The sequence below is a fragment of the Spirosoma arcticum genome, from assembly GCF_054779955.1.
Genome location: NZ_BAAGXG010000001.1, coordinates 188,668 through 206,375, shown reverse-complemented (window position 1 = coordinate 206,375; position 17,708 = coordinate 188,668). Strand labels below are relative to the sequence as shown.

The window sequence follows — 17,708 nt, the reverse complement described above, 5'->3', positions numbered from 1 at the left end:
TAGGTTAGATGCATCAGAAAATAAGGTCATCGGTTGTTTGATCTAGAAATTCGGGCCGTTGTTCGGTACCCGCTTTTTTTGACGCATCAAGTACGTCACTGCGTACCCGCTTCAGGGCCGCCCCCAGCGAGTTTCCCCGGTTCAGATGACGCAGCAACGCTTCCGTGTAGCAGCCATTGCGCCCTGGTCCGTTCCAGGCCCGGCTACCGGCGGCCGTAGCCTGCGCTACGCAGCAGTTGCGAATGAAATTCTCGACTACAATCGGCACAAACGGCTGGGGAGTGAGGTGACTTCCCGCACCGGCGTCGCCCGCCGGGGCCGTCTTCGACGTTCGCAGCGGGTCTTCGCGGCAGGCATCGAGTACGATCACGCAAAACTGCGGTCTGCACTTCTGCAATCGTTCGATGACGGTGGTAATCAGCAGCGCCTGACGGTTCAGTTTCCCGGCGTAACTCGCCGGATCATTCGGAAAAAGCTCAATGTCGACCGGCAGCAGGTAGTTCGACCCATTGTACTGCAAACCGTGACCGGCAAAGTAAAAAAATACCAGATCGGCTCCCGTCGCCACTTCGTAAAAAGCGTTCAGTTGATCGTGCAGGGTTTTGGCGTCCGTGTTCAAGCTAATGATCGAGGTGAAGCCAAGTTCTTTCAGGCGGGCATCAATGGCTTGGGCATCCTGTTCGGGCTGACCGTTGAGATGCGGATCAATCGTTAGGTATTCCGAATTACCAATAACCAACGCCACGCGCTTTCCCGCGAACGTCGGCGACCCGGCCGCACTGGACGTTGGCTGAGCACCCGGCACCACAGTCGTCGCCTTCAGCCATCCGTTTTTGGTCAGACCCAGCAGGCGAACTTCGGCATCGACATAGCCCGGCTTCAGTACCAGCGCCTGTTTGTAATAATCAGCCGATTTGGTGTATTCCCGTTTACGTTCGTAAGCCTCCCCCAGGTCGGTCAGTACCCGGTATGACTCAGCGTGTCGGCGGTCGAGACTACGCTGAAAATCAGCAATGGCTTCGTTGGTTTTACCCGAGTAAAGCTGGGCACGTCCCCGGTTTCGATAGGGGTACGGGGAGTCGGGCGTTAACTCAATGCCCTTCTGGGCCAGAGCGAAGGCTTCAGGAAGCCGGTTCTGTTTGAGTCGGCAGTTGCTGAGTCCGCTGTAGTAACGGGCATCGCGGGGGTCGAATCGAAGGGCCTGCTGGTAGTCGCTGGCTGCGTCATCATACTCGCTCAACTGAAGCCGCAAATAAGCCCGCTGTGCGTAGTAAAGTGGTTGCTGGTCGCTGAGGGCGATAGCTGCCGAAGCGTCGCTGATGCCCTCCTGATAACGGCCAAGTCGACCCCGCACGATTGCCCGGCCAAGTAGGACGGCATCAGCGCTGGGGTTGAGCCGAAGGGCTTCCGTATAAAATTGTTCAGCCCTGGCGGGGTCCGGCTCGGCATCAGCCCGGTTCGTCCATTCCTGAGCAGTTTGGGCATAGACCGCGCTGCTGAGCGACAGCAGAATTAACCAGCAACAGAAGGCAGGGCGGAGCGCAGATACGCACGCGCAGCCGCAGAAAAGCTTGCGCATTTTTAAACGATGATTAGCGTGGATAGAGGAAATGCCGACCCTGCCAATACCCGTAACTGGCGACTCGAATCAGCAGGCTAAATATAAGATGGTCAACTGATAATCAAAAAATATCTTTTCTTTTTATTCTTGTTTCCGACGCAGTTAATCCCCGTTACCAGCGTCGATTCCGGGTCACCCACCAACAAATCGGCGTCCGGGAAGAATTTGCGGTCTACTCGCAGATTCTTCCCGGACGCCGACGTAACAAGGCATTCAACTAAGTATTTAGACGCCCAGAAACACAGACACGGACAGTCTGTCACTCATACCGAATCAGCGCTTTTATTTTCACGCGCCATACGCCGTTTTCGAGCACCGCTTCGCCGTCGCGCTTGTTCACAATGTGGGTATAGGTAGACGAAAAACTATTTTCACTGTCGCAGGCGGGTTCGATCATGTAGTTGCGATACGTCAGAAACCGAGCAACCCGGCCCGGCTCAGCCTCGAACCGGAACGTGGCTGCGTCAGGTGCCTGGGCGTTGCTGCTGAACCGGTAGGCCGATTCGGGCGAAAGCCTATCAGCCCGGTGTGCGTTGTCGAACTGACCATTCGGGTCCGGGGGCGGAAAATAAAACACGTCGCTGCGGGCCGGTACTGGAGCCGTCGGCTGCGGTTGACCTGGGACAGAAATCAATTCCTGAGCGGCCAGTGACTGACCGAGGGGTTCGTTTGGGCCGGACGATCCCGGCGCGGGCGTACCAGAACGCATAATCGGCGGAGTTCCAGCAGCCGGAGCCTCGGTTGTCGACGGCGTTGGATCAACCGGCGTAATGGCCCGAATCGGATTGCCTTGTTCCGGTTGTTGCGGAGCGTACGTATCCGGTTTTCTTCGATTGTCGGGCTGCGGTCGTCGAACTTCATTCGCCACTTTCGGACGTCGGGCAGCGTCCAGATCGCGGCTCAGTTGTTTGTTGTCGTCGGTCAGCCGATCAACTTCTTTCTTCAGAGCGCGATTCAGTACGAAATAGACAACCCCTGCGCCCACCAACAGGCCCAAGAGGGCACTCACAATCAGCATCCAGATTTGATTAGCCTGCCCTTCCTTCACCTCGCGCTCCAACTGACTAATTCGCAGGGCATCATTGTCAATGTTCGGGTTTCCGTCCGGTGCAGCAGCGGGGTCCGGTTGTGCGGTGGCGGGTTGGCCAGCCGCTGCCGGTGCTGACTGGGGTGCAACAGCGGGTGGCAGCATCCGGTCAATCTTCGCCAGCATCTGCGCCTGAATCTCCTGACTAAGCGGAACACCATAGTTTTTGTCGGTCTTGTATTTTGCGTAAAACCGGGCTAATTCCTGCCGAATAGCCGCGTTTGCTTCGCCAGGCGACATTGCCTGAAACCGGGCGGTGTTCTTCAACCGACCTAATTCCTGCATCTTAACACCGACAGCATCCCATCCACCCACACTTTTGATAATGGAAACTGCGTCGCAACCATCCGTACAGGTTGAAAATAAATTGAGGATCTCGGCCGCTTTCTCCCCCGTCTGGTTCGCCAGCACAACCGTGGCTACATCCTTCGTTAGCGTGTCGACGGCCGCCTGATTCACGTTCGGCGTTTGGGCCAACAGAGACGTGGCGAACCCGGCTACGGCGATGAGGAATGCAATAGTTTGTTTCATTTATCGGGGTTTTATGGATTTTACAAGCCCCCAACGCTAAAGCGGTGGGCTGATACAAATGACGACAGCTCGTATTTTACTGTGTACCACCAGCTTGTTTTATTGCATGAACGCACCAACTCTTACCAATCCGGCGTGAACGCACCAGCTTTGCGTTAGCCCGGCATGAACGCGTCAGCCCTGTATCAGCCCACCGCTTTATTGGGATCGCAAAATCACGCCAAGGCGTTCGCTAATTTATTGATGGCCCCAACCAACGGATAGAAAAATAAGGTTTCCTCAATGGGTGCCCCCAACGCGTCGGACATGCCGCTGAACTCGGCTGCCAGATCGCTCTCCTTACGCTGGATACCATCCATCAACGATGTATCTAAGTGCGTCCGCAATTCCTGTTGCGCCACCACCAATGACCGCGCCGATACGTTCAGATTCCTCACAAAGCTGAACTGCTGGTTAAGCGCGAAAAAGAAGTCGATGAACGCGTTAGTTTCCCTCAGCAGCGAGTCCACCACGTCCGGCTTGCGCAGGTCAGTGTAGGTCAGCGTGGGAAACTCGTCGTTGAAGGTAGCCGGGTAGACGTAGCTGATCGCTTCGGTATCGACGGGGCGGCTGTTGGCAGGCTGCATCAGAGCGCCTTTGCAGGTCACCTCCTTCGGGCCGCGCTTCTCATAAAACAGCGTCAGGCCGCTCGTGCCGTACTCCTGCCCGTAGACCTTCTCAAAAATTGCCCGGGCCAGCTTACCCAGCATGGCATCGTCGGCGCTAATGATCGTGAGCACTTTAGACCCCGTACCGCTGAACGTCAGCGCCCCCGGCAACCCAATGCCCCGGTGCTTCATCAGCCGCGCAATGTGATACAGCAGGGCCGTGTAGAACAGCACGAATACAACTTTCAGGTCCTCGTCTTTCGATAACATCCCGTTGAACGACAGCATACTTTTGGCCTTTACGTCGTTGCTCCGCTCAATCGAAAACCAGAACGCCATGATGTCTTCTGATCGGTTCGTATCCAAAATTCGCCGGTTATTATCGCTCAGGTTACCCAGGCTCTGGCTGTCCAACAGCGTTTGAATTTTGTCGGCGTACTTCCGAACGAACCCGTTGTGGCTGGCCGCGCCGTATTCGCTGAAGGCGTCACCGTAGATGGCGTTACCCGCAAATCGGAACGAGGTCAGCAGTTTCGGTTCGTTGCGTTCGTATACCACCACGTCGGAGGTGCCGCCCCCGATGTCTACGTTGATCACCGGCCGGGCCGATGCGCTCAGCGTGGGGTTTTGCTTGTAATAATAGAACGGCGCTACCGACTCCGACACTTCGCGAAGCCGCCCCGCCGACCCGCCGATGTAGCGTTCGTAAAGTAGCTGCCAGTCAGCCCGGAGCTGACTGACGCGGCCGGGCGTCATACTGGCCGGGAAGAACCAGTACACCGTTGTCTGGGCCAGATTGCCGCCTTCGGTCAGCACTTTATTTTTGATCAGCATCAGCAACTCTTCCAGAAAAGCTTCCACGCGCCGTTCGGTCTGATCGCTGGCTTTGGCCCATTTCAGGTTCGTCGTGATGCGGTTGGACCCCGCCGGTTGCCGCTCTACGTAAAACGGAATGTTGAAATCGGCAAGGGCCTGCGTTTGCTGGTTGAAACTTAAGTTTAGCGGCTCGGCAATGGCCGTGCGCGTCGGGAAGTTGTCCGGTCGGCCGGGGCCGATGGTTGGTGGTACAAATTCCAGGTCATAGAGTAGAAACAACTCGAACAGCGCCGGGTTGTACTGCGCTGGGTTCACTAATGTCGCCACCTGCGGGGTTAGTTCGGCCACATCGAACGGCCGGGGCGCTCCACCGTCCACTTTGTATTCGACGTGGGTATTGGTTGTACCGAAATCGACCGAAAACTCGAATACTTTGCTACCACCGTCGTAGCGTTGCCAGCGTGGAATCAAAATTCCGTTGAGTTCCCGGCCGTCGGCGCGGATGTTCGTCTGCATATAGTCGAACTCCTCTCGCATAACATAGTAGACGCTCGACCCGTCGGTATTCTGCTGTCGAACGGTGCGGTTGTGCTTCGACTCGGCCGCAACCGGGGCGTTGGTCTGCTGCTTAAAATACGTCAGTTCGTAGGTGTTCTGGCTGTCGAAACCTGACTCGATCAACTGCACCCGGTAGTCGGCGGGAACCGTCACGCTGCCCGACCGCACAAATGGATAGATGTTGACGGTAAACGAATTCTCGACGATGATGCCCTCATTAGTCGTCTCGTTGGGCGCGGTGGCGTTCTGCGTGCCGATGGCCTGCGCGTACACCCGTTCAAACGTCACGAACTGGTTGCCGGGCTGGTTCGGAGCCGTTACGGGAATGTCCAGCGTCACCAGCACGCCCCCGCCCTGGGGCGTCATCTTCAGCCGAACGCGGCCCGTCAGCAAATCATCGACGTCAAAAAAGTCGAAAAAATCCTTTTTCAACGGCAGTAAAAAGCCTTTTTCGGATGCTGTTGATTGTAGGTTCCCATCAAAAAAACGGCCCCGGTCCGTGGGGTACGGCAGACGAACCAGGTACGGCTCCAACAGATCGCTGACCGTTAGCCACGGGTAATTGCCCGGCTGACCGGGCAGGGGCCGCTGGTTGTCGCGCCACGACTCACGAGCCACGTAGGGCACGGGTGTATTGGGGTTCCACTGCGCCTGTGGTACGTAGGTAAATTGCCGAAAAAACCGGTTTTGCAACGCCATTGGGCGCGGCTTACCCTGATTGAGCCGGGCGTACTTGTCTGATTTTATGATGAAATCACTAACGGTGTCGATGGCGCGGGCGTCGGACTTTTTCTTGCGGAGCGGAAAGCCCAGCACCTCCACCACGTCGCCGGGTCCGGTGGTCAGTTCGTCGAAATCCGAATCGAACTGTTCGCGCGTCAGCAAGGGCTGGCCGTTCTGCGATTCGATGTGCTGGTAAAACATCGCCGGGTTTTGCTGCTGCAACAGGGCCTTGCTGCGGTTCAGGTAATCATCGACCTCGCGGAAACGCGTACGAAAATCGGGCATGAACAGCTTAATGGCGTACCAGAATTTTTGATACTCAATATCGCGCTGATGCAGCGGGCACACCGACGAGTCGAATAGCCGGTCGTTGCCCATCGACACGTCCACCCAACTTAAGTCATTTCCCGACGAGAAAAACAAGGTTTTCGGTGAGGTTCCGCCCACCACCCGGCCCCGATAACTGAGCACGAACAGCCGGTTGATGGCTCCGAAATTGTATTCGGCTGCGTCCTGATCCAGAAACAGTTTCAGCGCGTCGCCGAGTCGTTTATGGCCCAGATTGCCCGAATTACGCATCCGGTCGAGGTCGGTGCGCACGTCGAACGGCGTGATGGTGACGAACGTTTTGAGCTTGTCGTAGTTGAAAAACAGTTCGCCTACGTCGAGGCAGTCCGACACGATGCGCTGATCGTTGACGGTGCCGCTGAGGTCGGGCTTGAGCGACAGGTTCAGGAACGCCGACCGCACCAGATCCATCCGCGCAAACGGGCTGGGAATGGACGTTGGCTGCTTCACGGTCTGTCCCCCCTGCGGATCGCGGATGGCCGCAATCTGGTCGGTGCCCAGCGGTTTGCTGACGTACCAGTGCAGTCCCGGCGTGGGGTTATGTAAGCTGAGTGTTGTGGGCATAATTTAATAATCTGTCACCTTTGGCAGTCGTTCGCGGACGAACCGGTCGGTGCCTTCGTTGAAAAGTTGCACGAATTTATCGGCTTCGCTGACGTAGGCTTTACCCTCGGCAGTTTTGTTAAGCGTCTGGTCGAAGTCGTCGACGATATCAAGTTTCACATCCGATTCGCCCCCGAAAATGCCTTTCTTTTTTGGCTCAAATCCGCGTACTGTCTGACCCAGGTTGCCCGCATCGAGCAGGAACGGCGCAAACGAGCGTTTGTTGGCACCCATCTCCGACAGCCATTGCCGGAACCCCGTATCGAAGTTTTTGACGCTGTTGAAAAACTGCGAATTCAGAAACGACGTCGAAATGGGCGGGTTCGCTTTAGACCACTGCACCGTGCCAGCCGCCGTGCGGAGCCGTTGGCTCAGGTAGGTGCTGAACAGGGCCATTTTGGACAGCGGCAGGCTGATTAGTTGCTTGGTGGCTCCAGCGAGATTACCCAACTGGAGCGCCATACCGTCCTGGTCAATGCCGAATTCTTTATAAACCGGGTTCGTCGGGCGGCCGTTAGCAACGGCGAGACTACCGTCGGGCATATTCATAAAATCGACGATGGACAGCGCCGACGCCATTTCTACAAAGTGCGCTTCGTTTTTCTGGCCACCCGCGCCGGGGTCATACGTGTAGGCTTTCGTCTGGTCGTCGCCAATGTAGTACAGCGCGTTGACCGACGGGTTAACGCCTTTTTGGTAATAATCGAGCGCGGCTTTGGTCTTGGCAATGAACGACGCCGGGTCGATCAGTTTGTTGTCGCTGGTAGTCAGGCTGAAGTACGGCATCACCGTTACGGCCCCGATTTTAGCATTGGTCAAAAACGCCGGATTCGGGATCTGACCGATGGCCTGCGCGCCCCGGATATTTTTGAGCAGAATGGGGAAACCAGCCGCACCCGTGCCCCCGAAAATCGAGCTGACGATAAAGATCCGGTCGTTGGCCCCGAAGTTTTCGGCAAACGCCTGAAACACGTCGGAGTACCGGAACTGATTTAGCACCGTGCTGCCGATGTTGGGATTTCCCACGAAGCCGATGTCCATTTTAGTTTCCAGGTTCTCATCCGAAAACAGCAGACTGGCCATCGCTTTGTTGGGTGCGTCGAGCCCTTCATAATTAATATAATCCTTGAATTTCTCCTGCTGAACGCCCTGCAACTCGAACACGTAGGTATCGGCGATGGTCGCGTTGCCGCCGATGGCTCGGTTAAGCGTCTTGATCTCGGTCCCGAAAAAGCCTTCGGTTGGTTTGGTTTGCAGACCCGCCCGGATGTTGCCATACTCGCGCAACAGGTCTTTGGTACGGAGCAGGTCGTCGTTGGTGGCGTGGGGGTCCAGCACGATGGGAATTACCTCATCAGTATTGTTCAACTTAACGCCCGACGCCAGCAAAAACGTGAGTGCTTTCAGCACCCGCGAGCCGGTTCCGCCAATGGCGAAGACAAATAATTTTGGCATAATTACAATTGATAAGTCTATGCGTCAGTGAGTTAGTCAGTGGCGAACGGGCGTCAGCAACTGACTAACTCACTGACGCATAGACTGGCTAACTTATTCTCATTTCGACGGCCAAAGCATGGGCCGGTGTTTGGCATTTTTGCTGAAATTTTTCGTCACCATCGAGATCACAAAGAAAATGATGGCCGTCAGCAGGGCCATCGAGAAGGCGTAACTTAAGAATACGCTCACGCCCTGGTCGAACAGAAAACCCTGCTCCGCATCGGCTTCATCGCGCGGTATTTCCTGGTTAGCTTTCTGATAACACGTAACGAGCGTAATCACAAACAGCAGCAGTGAACTGACGCCCAGCATAAGTAGCCAACTTCCCAACCCGCTGAAACTGACCCGGTTGAACGGCCAGATGTAGAACGCAAACGCGACCACAAGCGCAATGCCCACCGCCGTCCAGGTCATGGGCGATAGGAGCTCTTCCTGATACAAATCTTCCAGCAACGCACTGTTAACGAACAGGTTGTAAAAATTATAGAGTGATTCTTCCATGTTTAATGAGTGAATGAGTGAAAGAGCAAATCAGTGATAGCGTTAACTCGCTCTTTCACTCATTCACGCTTTCGCTCATTGTAAATTTATCGTTAGCGTGAAATATTCGGTTTGATTGTTTGGATTATAGGCCCGTTCGACGCCCTGCAACAGGTTTTGTAAGCCGAATGTAGAACCAGCATCGACGGGAATGTCATTGGTTATGCTGGTGTTGGCGATCCAGCGGGGCGGGAACTCCCGACGCAACCGAATCGTCGCCGTGCGGTCGCCACGTGCGGGTTTATTCGCCGTCAGCAGTAATTTATGCGTCGTGCCGTTGGTGCCCGCGTAGGGCTGTACGGCCGAGACCCTAAAGTTGTCTTTTCCCGCTACCTCATACTGGCTTTTGTCCGTCAGCAACGACGCCGGTAACCGCAGGGCCGACAAATCTACCGCCACGGGAATGGTTAAACCCTTGTCCGATACGTCGGGCTGTACATCGTCGAGCGCATGAACCGCTTTAGTACGTTCGCGGACCTCGTCGTTCGCCCGCTTAAACCGGCCTCTGCACGATGGGTCATTCACCAGAATCGTATAAAACGGCGTAATGGCCTTGCCGTCTCTTCCAAAAAACCACGAATCGTCGTAGCCGGGTAGTTGGTCGAACCGGCGGATGGTCTGGTAGGCCGGGTCGGTGTAGAGCCGTTCCATAGCCACGTTAGTCCCGATCAGGCAAAGGTAATAGGGTCGTTCACCCTTGTATTTCTGTTTGACGTTGTTCCAGCTATAATACGTACCGTCGAAGTCGGCGGTCATTTTCAGCACCAGCATAGAGTGCGTCTGAGCGTAGGGATTAAATACCGTTGTCAGCAGCGAACTGGCCGCGTCTAAGATTTTCGGAGCGCTCATGCCCTTCATGTTCGGGTCGGAGTAGATCAGATCCGAAACCAGTACGCTTACATCGTCGCCGGAAGTTTTGGATAAAATCTCCCGAAAGATGCCTTCAAAATCGGTACTTGTCGTTTTTCCCTTCGTTTTAGCGACAGTGAAAATGCTGCCCTGCTTAAAAAACTGCGACAGCGACAGGCCCAGGTCATTGACTTCGGTATTGACCACAAACGTTTTGCCCTGACCCGGATTAATCCCGTCGAACCCCGTCAGCACATCATTGAGCGCCCGCTTAAACGTGCCGTTGCCGCCGGGCGCGTCGTAGGGAAACATACTGGCGGATGCTTCAAGGTACAGCCGGAGCCGGAGCGGTTTGGCCGGGGCCGTCGCACCGGACAACGCAATTGTAGGTGCATCGCCTTCTTTAGCCAGCTTCCGGTAGTCAATATTGCGCTTGATGTAGTTGGCCAGTGCCGATTCGTCGACGCTCCCACTGGCGGTCAGCAGTTTAGCCGTTTTCTTATCGTCGGCAAGGTTCTTTTTTTCTTTCGTGATAAACGCCCGGATCGCGCTGGCTTCGGTTGCATCGAGGGCGTTGTCGCTGGTGATTGCCTCGCTGATCTGGCTGTCCAACTCGTCGGCGGGGCTGAAGCACCCCATTAGCAAACCAGTCAGCACTACAAGCAAAAGGCAGAAACGGGTGTGAATCATGAATCGGTTTTTGAATTTGAACGGGTCAGCTCACCGTGCGGCAAAAGTACCAAACTGACCAGGCACTAACCCACTACCGGGCGGAAGCGGGTTAAATTTTCTTAAATTTCTACTTAACGTAACGAAGCGAGTGCCCATTTTATGTCAGCCGGTACAGAAGAACGATAAACGGGCGTTTACCTTTGTAGTCTTATCTGCTTTCCATGACATTCCGCCATTTCATACTTGCCTGCTTGTTTTCGCTCCCGATTCTGCTTCAAAACTGCGCTCAGGTTGCCCAGCCGCCGGGCGGCAAAAAAGACACCATAGCCCCAAAATTAGTCGTCAGCGTTCCCAAAATTCGCCAACTGAACTACCAGGGGCAGTCCGTTACGTTGACGTTCGATGAGTATGTCAACAGCGAAAATCTCCAGCAGAAAGTCATCATCACACCCCAGGACAGCAACACGTTTATCGTTAAATCGCTGCCGACGGGTGTCCGACTGAATTTCGACAAGCCGCTGCAACCCAACACGACCTACACCATCGACTTCGCCGACGGCATCAAGGACATCACCGAGCGCAACATCGCCAAAGACTCCAAAGTCGTGTTCAGCACCGGCCCCACCCTCGATTCACTCTACCTGACCGGCACCGTGCTGGACGACGAAAGCCGTCAGCCACTACTGGGCTTTGTGGTAGGCCTGTTTGCCGCCACCGACACGCTGCCCATCAATCGCAAACGGCCGCAGTACTTCGCCCGCACGGACAGCAACGGCAACTACCGCATCGAAAACGTGAAAGCCGGTCCATTTAAGGTCTACGGTTTCGACGATAAAGACCTGAATTTGGTGAACAATACGGCGGGCGAGCGCGTGGCTTTCCGCGACAGTGTGCTGAACCTGACCCGCAACTTCACCGACCAGAACTTAGTAGCGTTCCGGGGCTACGGCAAGCCGCGCATCAGCCGACGCGAACGCACCGACGAAACGCTGGGGCTGGAACTGAGCAGCGGCATTCTGAGTTACCGGCTGCGCTTCACAAAGCCGGGTGATACGCTTGTATCGTTTCTTGAAACGCCAAAGATGATCCGGCTTTATCGCCCCGCCAATCGCGCTGCCGCCGATACAATAAACCTGACTCTCCTGGCCGAGGACTCGGTGGGAACAATCACCGAATTGAAAGAGCGGATTTATTTTTCGCCCCTGAAAACGCGAACCCGAAACCGAACACCCCTGGCGGTGCAAATTACGCCTTCAGCCAGCGAACCCATCGACAACAACTTAGAATTCACCCTGACGTTCAACAAACCCGTATTCCGGTTCGATGCTACGCTGATTAACATCGGCCCCGACAGCACCAAACCGTTTCAACTAACGCCCGCCGAACTGACGTGGAGCAATAGTTTTTCGCGCTTAATGATTAAACGGGCTACTAATCGGTCGGCTGGTGCGGTGGTCGACAGTGTGCTGTTTCGGCTCCAGAAAGGCGCGTTCATCAGTGTCCAGGGCGATACGCTGCCGCGTTATTTAGCGAAATACACCCTTGCTGAGGAAGATTCGTACGGCCTGATTGCCGGGCGCGTGAACCCAACCACGGTCGGTTCCGCAGGTACTAATTTCATTGTGGAGTTGTTAGACAAGGATTATAAAGTAGTCCGAACGGCTTATGGAACGCCGAGTTATAATTTTGCCCGGCTCCGGCCCGGTTTTTACCGCGTCCGGCTGATCATTGATGCCAACGGCAACCGAAGGCGCGATATTGGGAACGTGCAAAAGGGACTTCAACCCGAGCGAATCATTTATGCCCCCGGCACGGAGGAGGATGGAACAATCCGGGTGAAGCAGAATTTTGAACTGACCGATACTGATTTTTAAACGGTCATCTGACTTCGGTACTTCAAAAGGACGAACAATTTCGTTGAGTAAGGACCTGCACATCCTACACAGTGTGTATTCCCAATTCGCGTCAATAATAAACTATTGATCCATCATGACACCTGAGTTACCGAAAAATAGGTTTCGCCTGCATGGCCTGGATGAACAGCAACGTAGTTACAGCACCATATAACACGCCTGCCAGTAGGGTAAGCTTCACATTTCTCAGTACATAATAGGAAAGAATGGGTAAAACCTGCAATGCGTGCATACCCATGAAATGAGCAACGCGCAGATCACCGTACGTTCGGCTCCAGTTCACCGCAGGCAGACCGGGGCTACCGTCCGGCCCGCCAATGGTGTGCGTCAGGCGGGACCCCATCGTTAACCCCTGCATGGAGAAAAAAACGAATATAATTAGGCCTATTCGAATGCCCCACAGGTAGGCAGGCGGCAGGTCAGGAAAGTCTCTTTGGAAAAACAATATACCAATGTAAGCCGTCCATAAGGAAATACCGACGGCCGCGAGGGCCATTGCGCCGTAGACACCGGCGTACCAGGGTGTGCTGATGTTGAAATGAGATAACTGTCCCCGGCCCGCCTGAACAGCGATGTACAGATCCTCAAAGCCGAACAAAGCAATCAACCCCCACGAATACCAAGTTACCGCCCGGATGTTACCCAAATAACCCGTGTACCAAGCCATTGACCACACGAAAATGGCGGTGGACAGGAAAAACTTGAACGGTTTATACCAGGCGTTGGTGCCCATCACCTGCGTCTGTGTCACTCTGGTAAGTAGGAGGCATAGCAGGGCAGCCACAAAACAGAGCAGACCGAAGTAATACAGCGGCTCATTTCGTTGTTTGAGCAAGTCGATAAACGTCTTCATGCGAATAAATCCGGGTTAGCTAGCGCTGGTGAGCCGTCATACCGCCCATGACCTGTTTCATGATTCTTACTTTACCCCAGCGGGGAACCGTCCGCAACGAGTACGTTAAGAACTTGCTCAGAAAGCCGGGCAGCACGGTTGTCTGCCGCCCCAATGCCCGCAGGATCGGGATGCCCACCTGAGCGGGCGTCAGGGCCATGTTCATCTTCATATTAGCGCGTTGCTCAAACCCGCTTTTTACCGGTCCCGGAGCCGCAGATAATACATCAACCCCGTCTGGTTTCAACTCTACAGCGAGCGCTTCGGCCAGTGACTGCACGTACGCTTTGGTAGCCGCGTAGTTCGCCGAAAAAGGAACGCCCTGGAACGCCACCAGCGAACTTAACAAGATGATGCCTCCTCGCTTGTTCCCGACGAACCGCTTGCTGTAGTGATGCGTCAGGGCTAACACGGCCTCGCAGTTCACTCGCAACATGCCCATTTCTTCGGTTAAATTCGACTCAGTAAACCAACCCGACGTGCCATACCCGGCCGAAGCTACCAGCAGTCCGATGTCTAAATCGGCGGTTTGGTCAATTACTTGCTGAACGCCCGCTGGTTCCGAAACGTCGGCAGCAATTACCCGGACAGTTATGCCATTCGTGGCGGTCAGCAATTGCGCTACTTTCTCTAACTCGTCCGCTCGTCGGGCATTGATAACTACGTTCAAGCCGGCTTCGGCTAATCGGTGGGCCAGTTCAAGGCCAATCCCCGACGAAGCACCCGTAACAACCGCCCACGGTCCGTATTTTTGCTGCAAGCGTTTCTTCTCTGAGGTTTTGAATAGCATGTCTACTGTGTTATTTTGGTTGGTTGACTCTTGACCAAACTTCGCTTCGCCCGAAGAGCGACACGCCAACGTACCCGCGTATGCTGAGCGTATTAGTGTTCTTAAGCGTCATTTTGCAGGCGTATATTTTACCTTCTCTGGGGTCGTAAATGGTACCGTTTTGCCAGGTGTCGTCGCCGTCGTGTCTGAAGTTGTTTAGAATGGTTAGTCCGACTAATTCCCGCTTTCGCAGGGCTGGATCAGGATTTTTTTCGTCGTTGGCAGGCCCGCCAATACCCCAGGTGAGCCTGCCGTAATACAGGTTTCCCCGCCGGTAAATAAGCACCCGGCTGTCTTTCTTAGCCGAAAGCCACTCACCGAGTATTGCATCGGACTTATCCTGAGAAAAAGCGGTTAGTATTGGACCGCTAATCAGTAGCAGCAAGAGGATTATAGACCTCATTGATCGTCGTTATAAATTTGAACAGTGTTCGTTAAAGAGACAAAAATCAGACCCTATCTATAATTTTCAAAAATTCATCGTACCCCTGATCGACAATAGCGGCCGTACTGTGCAGATGAACCCCTTTCGTTCGTTGCCCAATTTGCAAGCTGCACATGCCGTGCACAAGACTCCAGATCATGAAAGAGAGTGGCTCCAGCTCGTGTCCGCTAAAATGTCCGGCGTCCATGCAGTGTTTAACGGTCATTCTGAGCGCATCGAACGTAGCTTTGCCTTCAATCCACTCTTCATTTATTGTGCTCAGAAACTCCATTGGCGCTTTAACACTAAACATCAGGTCGTACATATCTGGACTGTCGAGCGCAAATTTTATATAAACCTTACCCATCGCCTTTAGCCTTTCCATTGGATTAGCCACGCTGGACAACACCCCAAACCGACCACTCAGGTCAGTGAAACCCTGCGTGTGGAGGGCGTGTAAAATGGCGCTTTTGTCCCTGAAATAAACGTAAACAGTTCCGACACTGTAATCAATGGCGTCGGCAATGCTGCGAATGGTTGTTTGCTCAATGCCTTTTTCAACAAAAAGCGTTTTGGCTCCCCGAAGAATAAGCTCCCGCAAATTTTCCTTTTCCTTCGCTTTACGTTCGACAATACCCATCCGTACCAATTAGACTACAAACATAATGAACAACGTTCAAAATAGTCAACACTATTTATTTTTCTTTTCAGAATTGTCCAACGCAAGCGCTGTACGAACGCTATAAAATTACCCCAATAGACAGTAGCTGTCTGATCAGGTATCGTGACTGGTTCAGGTGCCCGGTAAACATCCATTTCTTGCCGCTACTAATTCACCCGTGGCCCGTACCTTTGCACCCAATCGCTTTGGCGACCCGAAACCGACCGTATCATGTACGTTAAGCCTAAGAAAGAACTTGGTCAACATTTCCTGAAAGACCTCGACATTGCGCAGCGCATCGCCGAATTACTGACGGGGCACGACGGCTATTCACAGGTTCTTGAAATCGGACCGGGAACGGGCGTCCTAACGCAGTTCCTGCTCCAGAATTCAGCGGTTGATACGTACGTAATCGAGATTGACCGGGAATCAGTCGATTACCTGAAACTTAATTTCCCTGCACTTGAGGGACGTATTCTGGCCGCTGACTTTCTGAACATCCGCCCCGATTTGCTGCCGACCAAGCAGCCCGGCAACACAAGCACCTTCGCCGTCATTGGCAATTTTCCGTACAACATTTCGAGCCAGATTCTTTTCAAAGTGCTGGACATGCGCGACCGGGTGCCCGAAGTAGTTGGCATGTTTCAGCGCGAAGTAGCCCAGCGGATCGCGTCGGGGCCGGGCAACAAAGAATACGGTATCCTGAGCGTGTTCATGCAGGCCTGGTACGATGTCAAGTACGAGTTTACCGTTGACCCGGCCGTGTTTACCCCCCCGCCTAAGGTGCATTCAGGCGTGTTGTCCTGCCGACGCAACGACAAAACCGACCTCGGCTGCGACGAGCGCAAGTTTACGCAGGTTGTCAAGCACGGCTTCGGACAGCGCCGGAAAACCCTGCGCAACGCCCTCAAACCCCTCAACCCGCCCGAAGCCGCGCTCAATAGCCCGTTTATGGACAAACGCGCCGAACAACTGAGCGTGGACGAGTTTGTCCAACTGACAGTATTAATGGACCGCGCGGGCGGCCCCGAATGTTAATGTTCAATGTATAATGAGCGAATCGCACTACTAAGCCATTATTCATTCGGGGCCGCCCGCGCAGCACATTAATCATTATCCATTGGAAGAATGACGTTCGAACTCACCAAAGACTATCTCGCTCACCTTCAGTCGGCCATTGATGTGGGCGACGATGCGCTGTTGCGGACGGAGATGGAAGAATTGTTCCCGGCCGACATTTCGGGAATCTTGTACGAATTAGACCCTCAACCGGCGCATTACCTGCTGGGCTTGCTGGATAAATCCGTCGGTGCTGAAATCCTGGCTAACCTCGATCCCACCGACCGGCTGCGCCTGCTCAAAGCATTTACGTCGGAAGAACTCGCTCCGTTCATCAACCTGATGGACTCCGACGATGCCGTGGATTTACTCAACGAACAGCCCATTCAGATACGTGAGGAAGTAATCGGCCTGCTCGAAGACCGTGAACAGGCCCGCTTCATTCTGGACTTGCTCCACTACGAAGACGGCGTAGCGGGGAGTCTGATGCAGAAGGAGTTGATCAAAATTAACGTCAACCTGACCGTCAATGCCTGTATTGAAGAGATCCGTCAGCAGGCCGAGAACGTCGAAAACGTTTATGCCGTGTACGTAGTGGATGACATGGGGAAACTGCTCGGTTTAGTCTCACTGAAAAAGATTGTGCTGGCTCAGAAGTGGGTGAAAATTGCCGACATCTACGATGACGATGTGGTGTTCGTGGAAACCTACCGGGCGGTGGATGAAGTGGCCGAGGTGATGCAGAAATACGATCTGGACGCGATTCCGGTCGTGAACGTGCAGCAGCGGCTACTGGGCCGAATCACGATTGACGACGTGGTGGACGTAATTACCGAACAGGCGGAGGAAGACATTCAGGTTATATCGGGGTTGTCGGGCGAGGTGGAAGAGGACGACAGCATCTGGCAGCGGTCTAAAGTGCAGTTGCCGTGGCTCGTGGCCGGGGCAGTGGGGAGTTTGCTGGCCGCAACGGTCATTAATGGCTTCCAGACTGAATTGGGTAAGATCGCAGCCTTAGCGGCATTCATTCCCATCATTGGCTCCACGGGCGGCAACGTCGGCATTCAAACCTCGTCGCTGATTCTACAGAGCTTAGCCGACACGTCAGGCTTGAGCACCACACTGGGTCGGCGGTTGCTGCGAACGCTTTTCGTCGCCATCATTAACGGCTTAGTCGTGGGGCTGATTGCGGGTACGTACACCTTCCTGATCGGCGAACCGCGCTTGTTTTTCGTGGTGGCCACGTCGCTGCTGTCGGTGGTGCTGTTGGCCTCGTTCATGGGCACAGTAACGCCCTTGCTGCTCAACCGCATCGGCATCAATCCGGCCGTGGCGTCGGGGCCGTTTATTACTACGGCCAATGATTTAATTGGTATCGGCGTGTATTTTATGATTGCGCAGATGCTGCTGGCGGAGGTGTGAATCCTTAAACTTGTCT

At 54.2% G+C, this 17,708-nt stretch carries 13 protein-coding genes; 3 read left to right on the top strand and 10 right to left on the bottom strand.

The window, feature by feature from the left end; all coding sequences use genetic code 11:
* Positions 1-13: 13 nt before the first annotated feature.
* The 6 genes from ACYVHB_RS00895 to ACYVHB_RS00870 all read right to left on the bottom strand — a co-directional run bounded on the left by ACYVHB_RS00895 (position 14) and on the right by ACYVHB_RS00870 (position 10,510).
* The gene (locus tag ACYVHB_RS00895) at positions 14-1,579 is read right to left on the bottom strand and encodes a caspase family protein (protein WP_461048723.1); all 1,566 of its coding nucleotides are present in this window, start codon (positions 1,577-1,579) and stop codon (positions 14-16) included.
* Between the two features lie 301 nt (positions 1,580-1,880).
* Complete coding sequence (locus ACYVHB_RS00890; RefSeq protein ID WP_461048721.1) at positions 1,881-3,239, bottom strand: hypothetical protein; 1,359 nt, start codon at positions 3,237-3,239, stop codon at positions 1,881-1,883.
* A gap of 215 nt (positions 3,240-3,454) precedes the next feature.
* Positions 3,455-6,895, bottom strand: a complete 3,441-nt coding sequence (locus ACYVHB_RS00885; protein WP_461048720.1) for a hypothetical protein — start codon at positions 6,893-6,895, stop codon at positions 3,455-3,457.
* Between the two features lie 3 nt (positions 6,896-6,898).
* Complete coding sequence (locus ACYVHB_RS00880; protein WP_461048719.1) at positions 6,899-8,389, bottom strand: hypothetical protein; 1,491 nt, start codon at positions 8,387-8,389, stop codon at positions 6,899-6,901.
* 99 nt (positions 8,390-8,488) lie between these two features.
* A complete protein-coding gene (locus tag ACYVHB_RS00875; RefSeq protein WP_461048717.1) occupies positions 8,489-8,932 on the bottom strand; it encodes a hypothetical protein in 444 nt (147 codons plus the stop codon).
* A 75-nt stretch (positions 8,933-9,007) separates the two neighbouring features.
* Positions 9,008-10,510 (bottom strand): hypothetical protein, encoded by a 1,503-nt coding sequence (locus tag ACYVHB_RS00870; RefSeq protein ID WP_461048716.1) that lies wholly within the window; start codon positions 10,508-10,510, stop codon positions 9,008-9,010.
* Between the two features lie 203 nt (positions 10,511-10,713).
* Here ACYVHB_RS00870 and ACYVHB_RS00865 point away from each other — a divergent pair, with 203 nt between their 5' ends.
* A complete protein-coding gene (locus ACYVHB_RS00865; protein WP_461048714.1) occupies positions 10,714-12,366 on the top strand; it encodes an Ig-like domain-containing domain in 1,653 nt (550 codons plus the stop codon).
* 127 nt (positions 12,367-12,493) lie between these two features.
* On the opposite strand, the gene ACYVHB_RS00860 is transcribed toward ACYVHB_RS00865, so the two are convergent.
* The 4 genes from ACYVHB_RS00860 to ACYVHB_RS00845 are packed head-to-tail and all read right to left on the bottom strand — an operon-like array spanning position 12,494 to position 15,190.
* Entirely contained in the window at positions 12,494-13,258 is a 765-nt protein-coding gene (locus ACYVHB_RS00860; protein ID WP_461048712.1) for a hypothetical protein, read from the bottom strand.
* Positions 13,259-13,277: 19 nt separating this feature from the next.
* Entirely contained in the window at positions 13,278-14,087 is an 810-nt protein-coding gene (locus tag ACYVHB_RS00855) for an SDR family NAD(P)-dependent oxidoreductase (RefSeq protein WP_461048710.1), read from the bottom strand.
* A 10-nt stretch (positions 14,088-14,097) separates the two neighbouring features.
* Positions 14,098-14,529, bottom strand: a complete 432-nt coding sequence (locus ACYVHB_RS00850) for a DUF2147 domain-containing protein (RefSeq protein WP_461048708.1) — start codon at positions 14,527-14,529, stop codon at positions 14,098-14,100.
* A 46-nt stretch (positions 14,530-14,575) separates the two neighbouring features.
* The gene (locus tag ACYVHB_RS00845) at positions 14,576-15,190 is read right to left on the bottom strand and encodes a TetR/AcrR family transcriptional regulator (RefSeq protein ID WP_461048706.1); all 615 of its coding nucleotides are present in this window, start codon (positions 15,188-15,190) and stop codon (positions 14,576-14,578) included.
* A gap of 252 nt (positions 15,191-15,442) precedes the next feature.
* Between ACYVHB_RS00845 and rsmA the strand changes: the two genes are divergently transcribed.
* On the top strand, positions 15,443-16,249 hold the full coding sequence (gene rsmA / locus ACYVHB_RS00840) for a 16S rRNA (adenine(1518)-N(6)/adenine(1519)-N(6))-dimethyltransferase RsmA (protein ID WP_461048704.1): 807 nt from the start codon (positions 15,443-15,445) through the stop codon (positions 16,247-16,249).
* Between the two features lie 90 nt (positions 16,250-16,339).
* Complete coding sequence (mgtE, locus tag ACYVHB_RS00835) at positions 16,340-17,692, top strand: magnesium transporter (RefSeq protein WP_461048703.1); 1,353 nt, start codon at positions 16,340-16,342, stop codon at positions 17,690-17,692.
* The last annotated feature ends 16 nt before the right edge of the window (positions 17,693-17,708 follow it).

Coding starts and splice junctions, on each gene's coding strand:
- ACYVHB_RS00895 (WP_461048723.1), bottom strand. CDS start 1,579: ATGCGCAAGCTTTTCTGCGGCTGCGCGTGCGTATCTGCGCTCCGCCCT.
- ACYVHB_RS00890 (WP_461048721.1), bottom strand. CDS start 3,239: ATGAAACAAACTATTGCATTCCTCATCGCCGTAGCCGGGTTCGCCACG.
- ACYVHB_RS00885 (WP_461048720.1), bottom strand. CDS start 6,895: ATGCCCACAACACTCAGCTTACATAACCCCACGCCGGGACTGCACTGG.
- ACYVHB_RS00880 (WP_461048719.1), bottom strand. CDS start 8,389: ATGCCAAAATTATTTGTCTTCGCCATTGGCGGAACCGGCTCGCGGGTG.
- ACYVHB_RS00875 (WP_461048717.1), bottom strand. CDS start 8,932: ATGGAAGAATCACTCTATAATTTTTACAACCTGTTCGTTAACAGTGCG.
- ACYVHB_RS00870 (WP_461048716.1), bottom strand. CDS start 10,510: ATGATTCACACCCGTTTCTGCCTTTTGCTTGTAGTGCTGACTGGTTTG.
- ACYVHB_RS00865 (WP_461048714.1), top strand. CDS start 10,714: ATGACATTCCGCCATTTCATACTTGCCTGCTTGTTTTCGCTCCCGATT.
- ACYVHB_RS00860 (WP_461048712.1), bottom strand. CDS start 13,258: ATGAAGACGTTTATCGACTTGCTCAAACAACGAAATGAGCCGCTGTAT.
- ACYVHB_RS00855 (WP_461048710.1), bottom strand. CDS start 14,087: ATGCTATTCAAAACCTCAGAGAAGAAACGCTTGCAGCAAAAATACGGA.
- ACYVHB_RS00850 (WP_461048708.1), bottom strand. CDS start 14,529: ATGAGGTCTATAATCCTCTTGCTGCTACTGATTAGCGGTCCAATACTA.
- ACYVHB_RS00845 (WP_461048706.1), bottom strand. CDS start 15,190: ATGGGTATTGTCGAACGTAAAGCGAAGGAAAAGGAAAATTTGCGGGAG.
- rsmA (WP_461048704.1), top strand. CDS start 15,443: ATGTACGTTAAGCCTAAGAAAGAACTTGGTCAACATTTCCTGAAAGAC.
- mgtE (WP_461048703.1), top strand. CDS start 16,340: ATGACGTTCGAACTCACCAAAGACTATCTCGCTCACCTTCAGTCGGCC.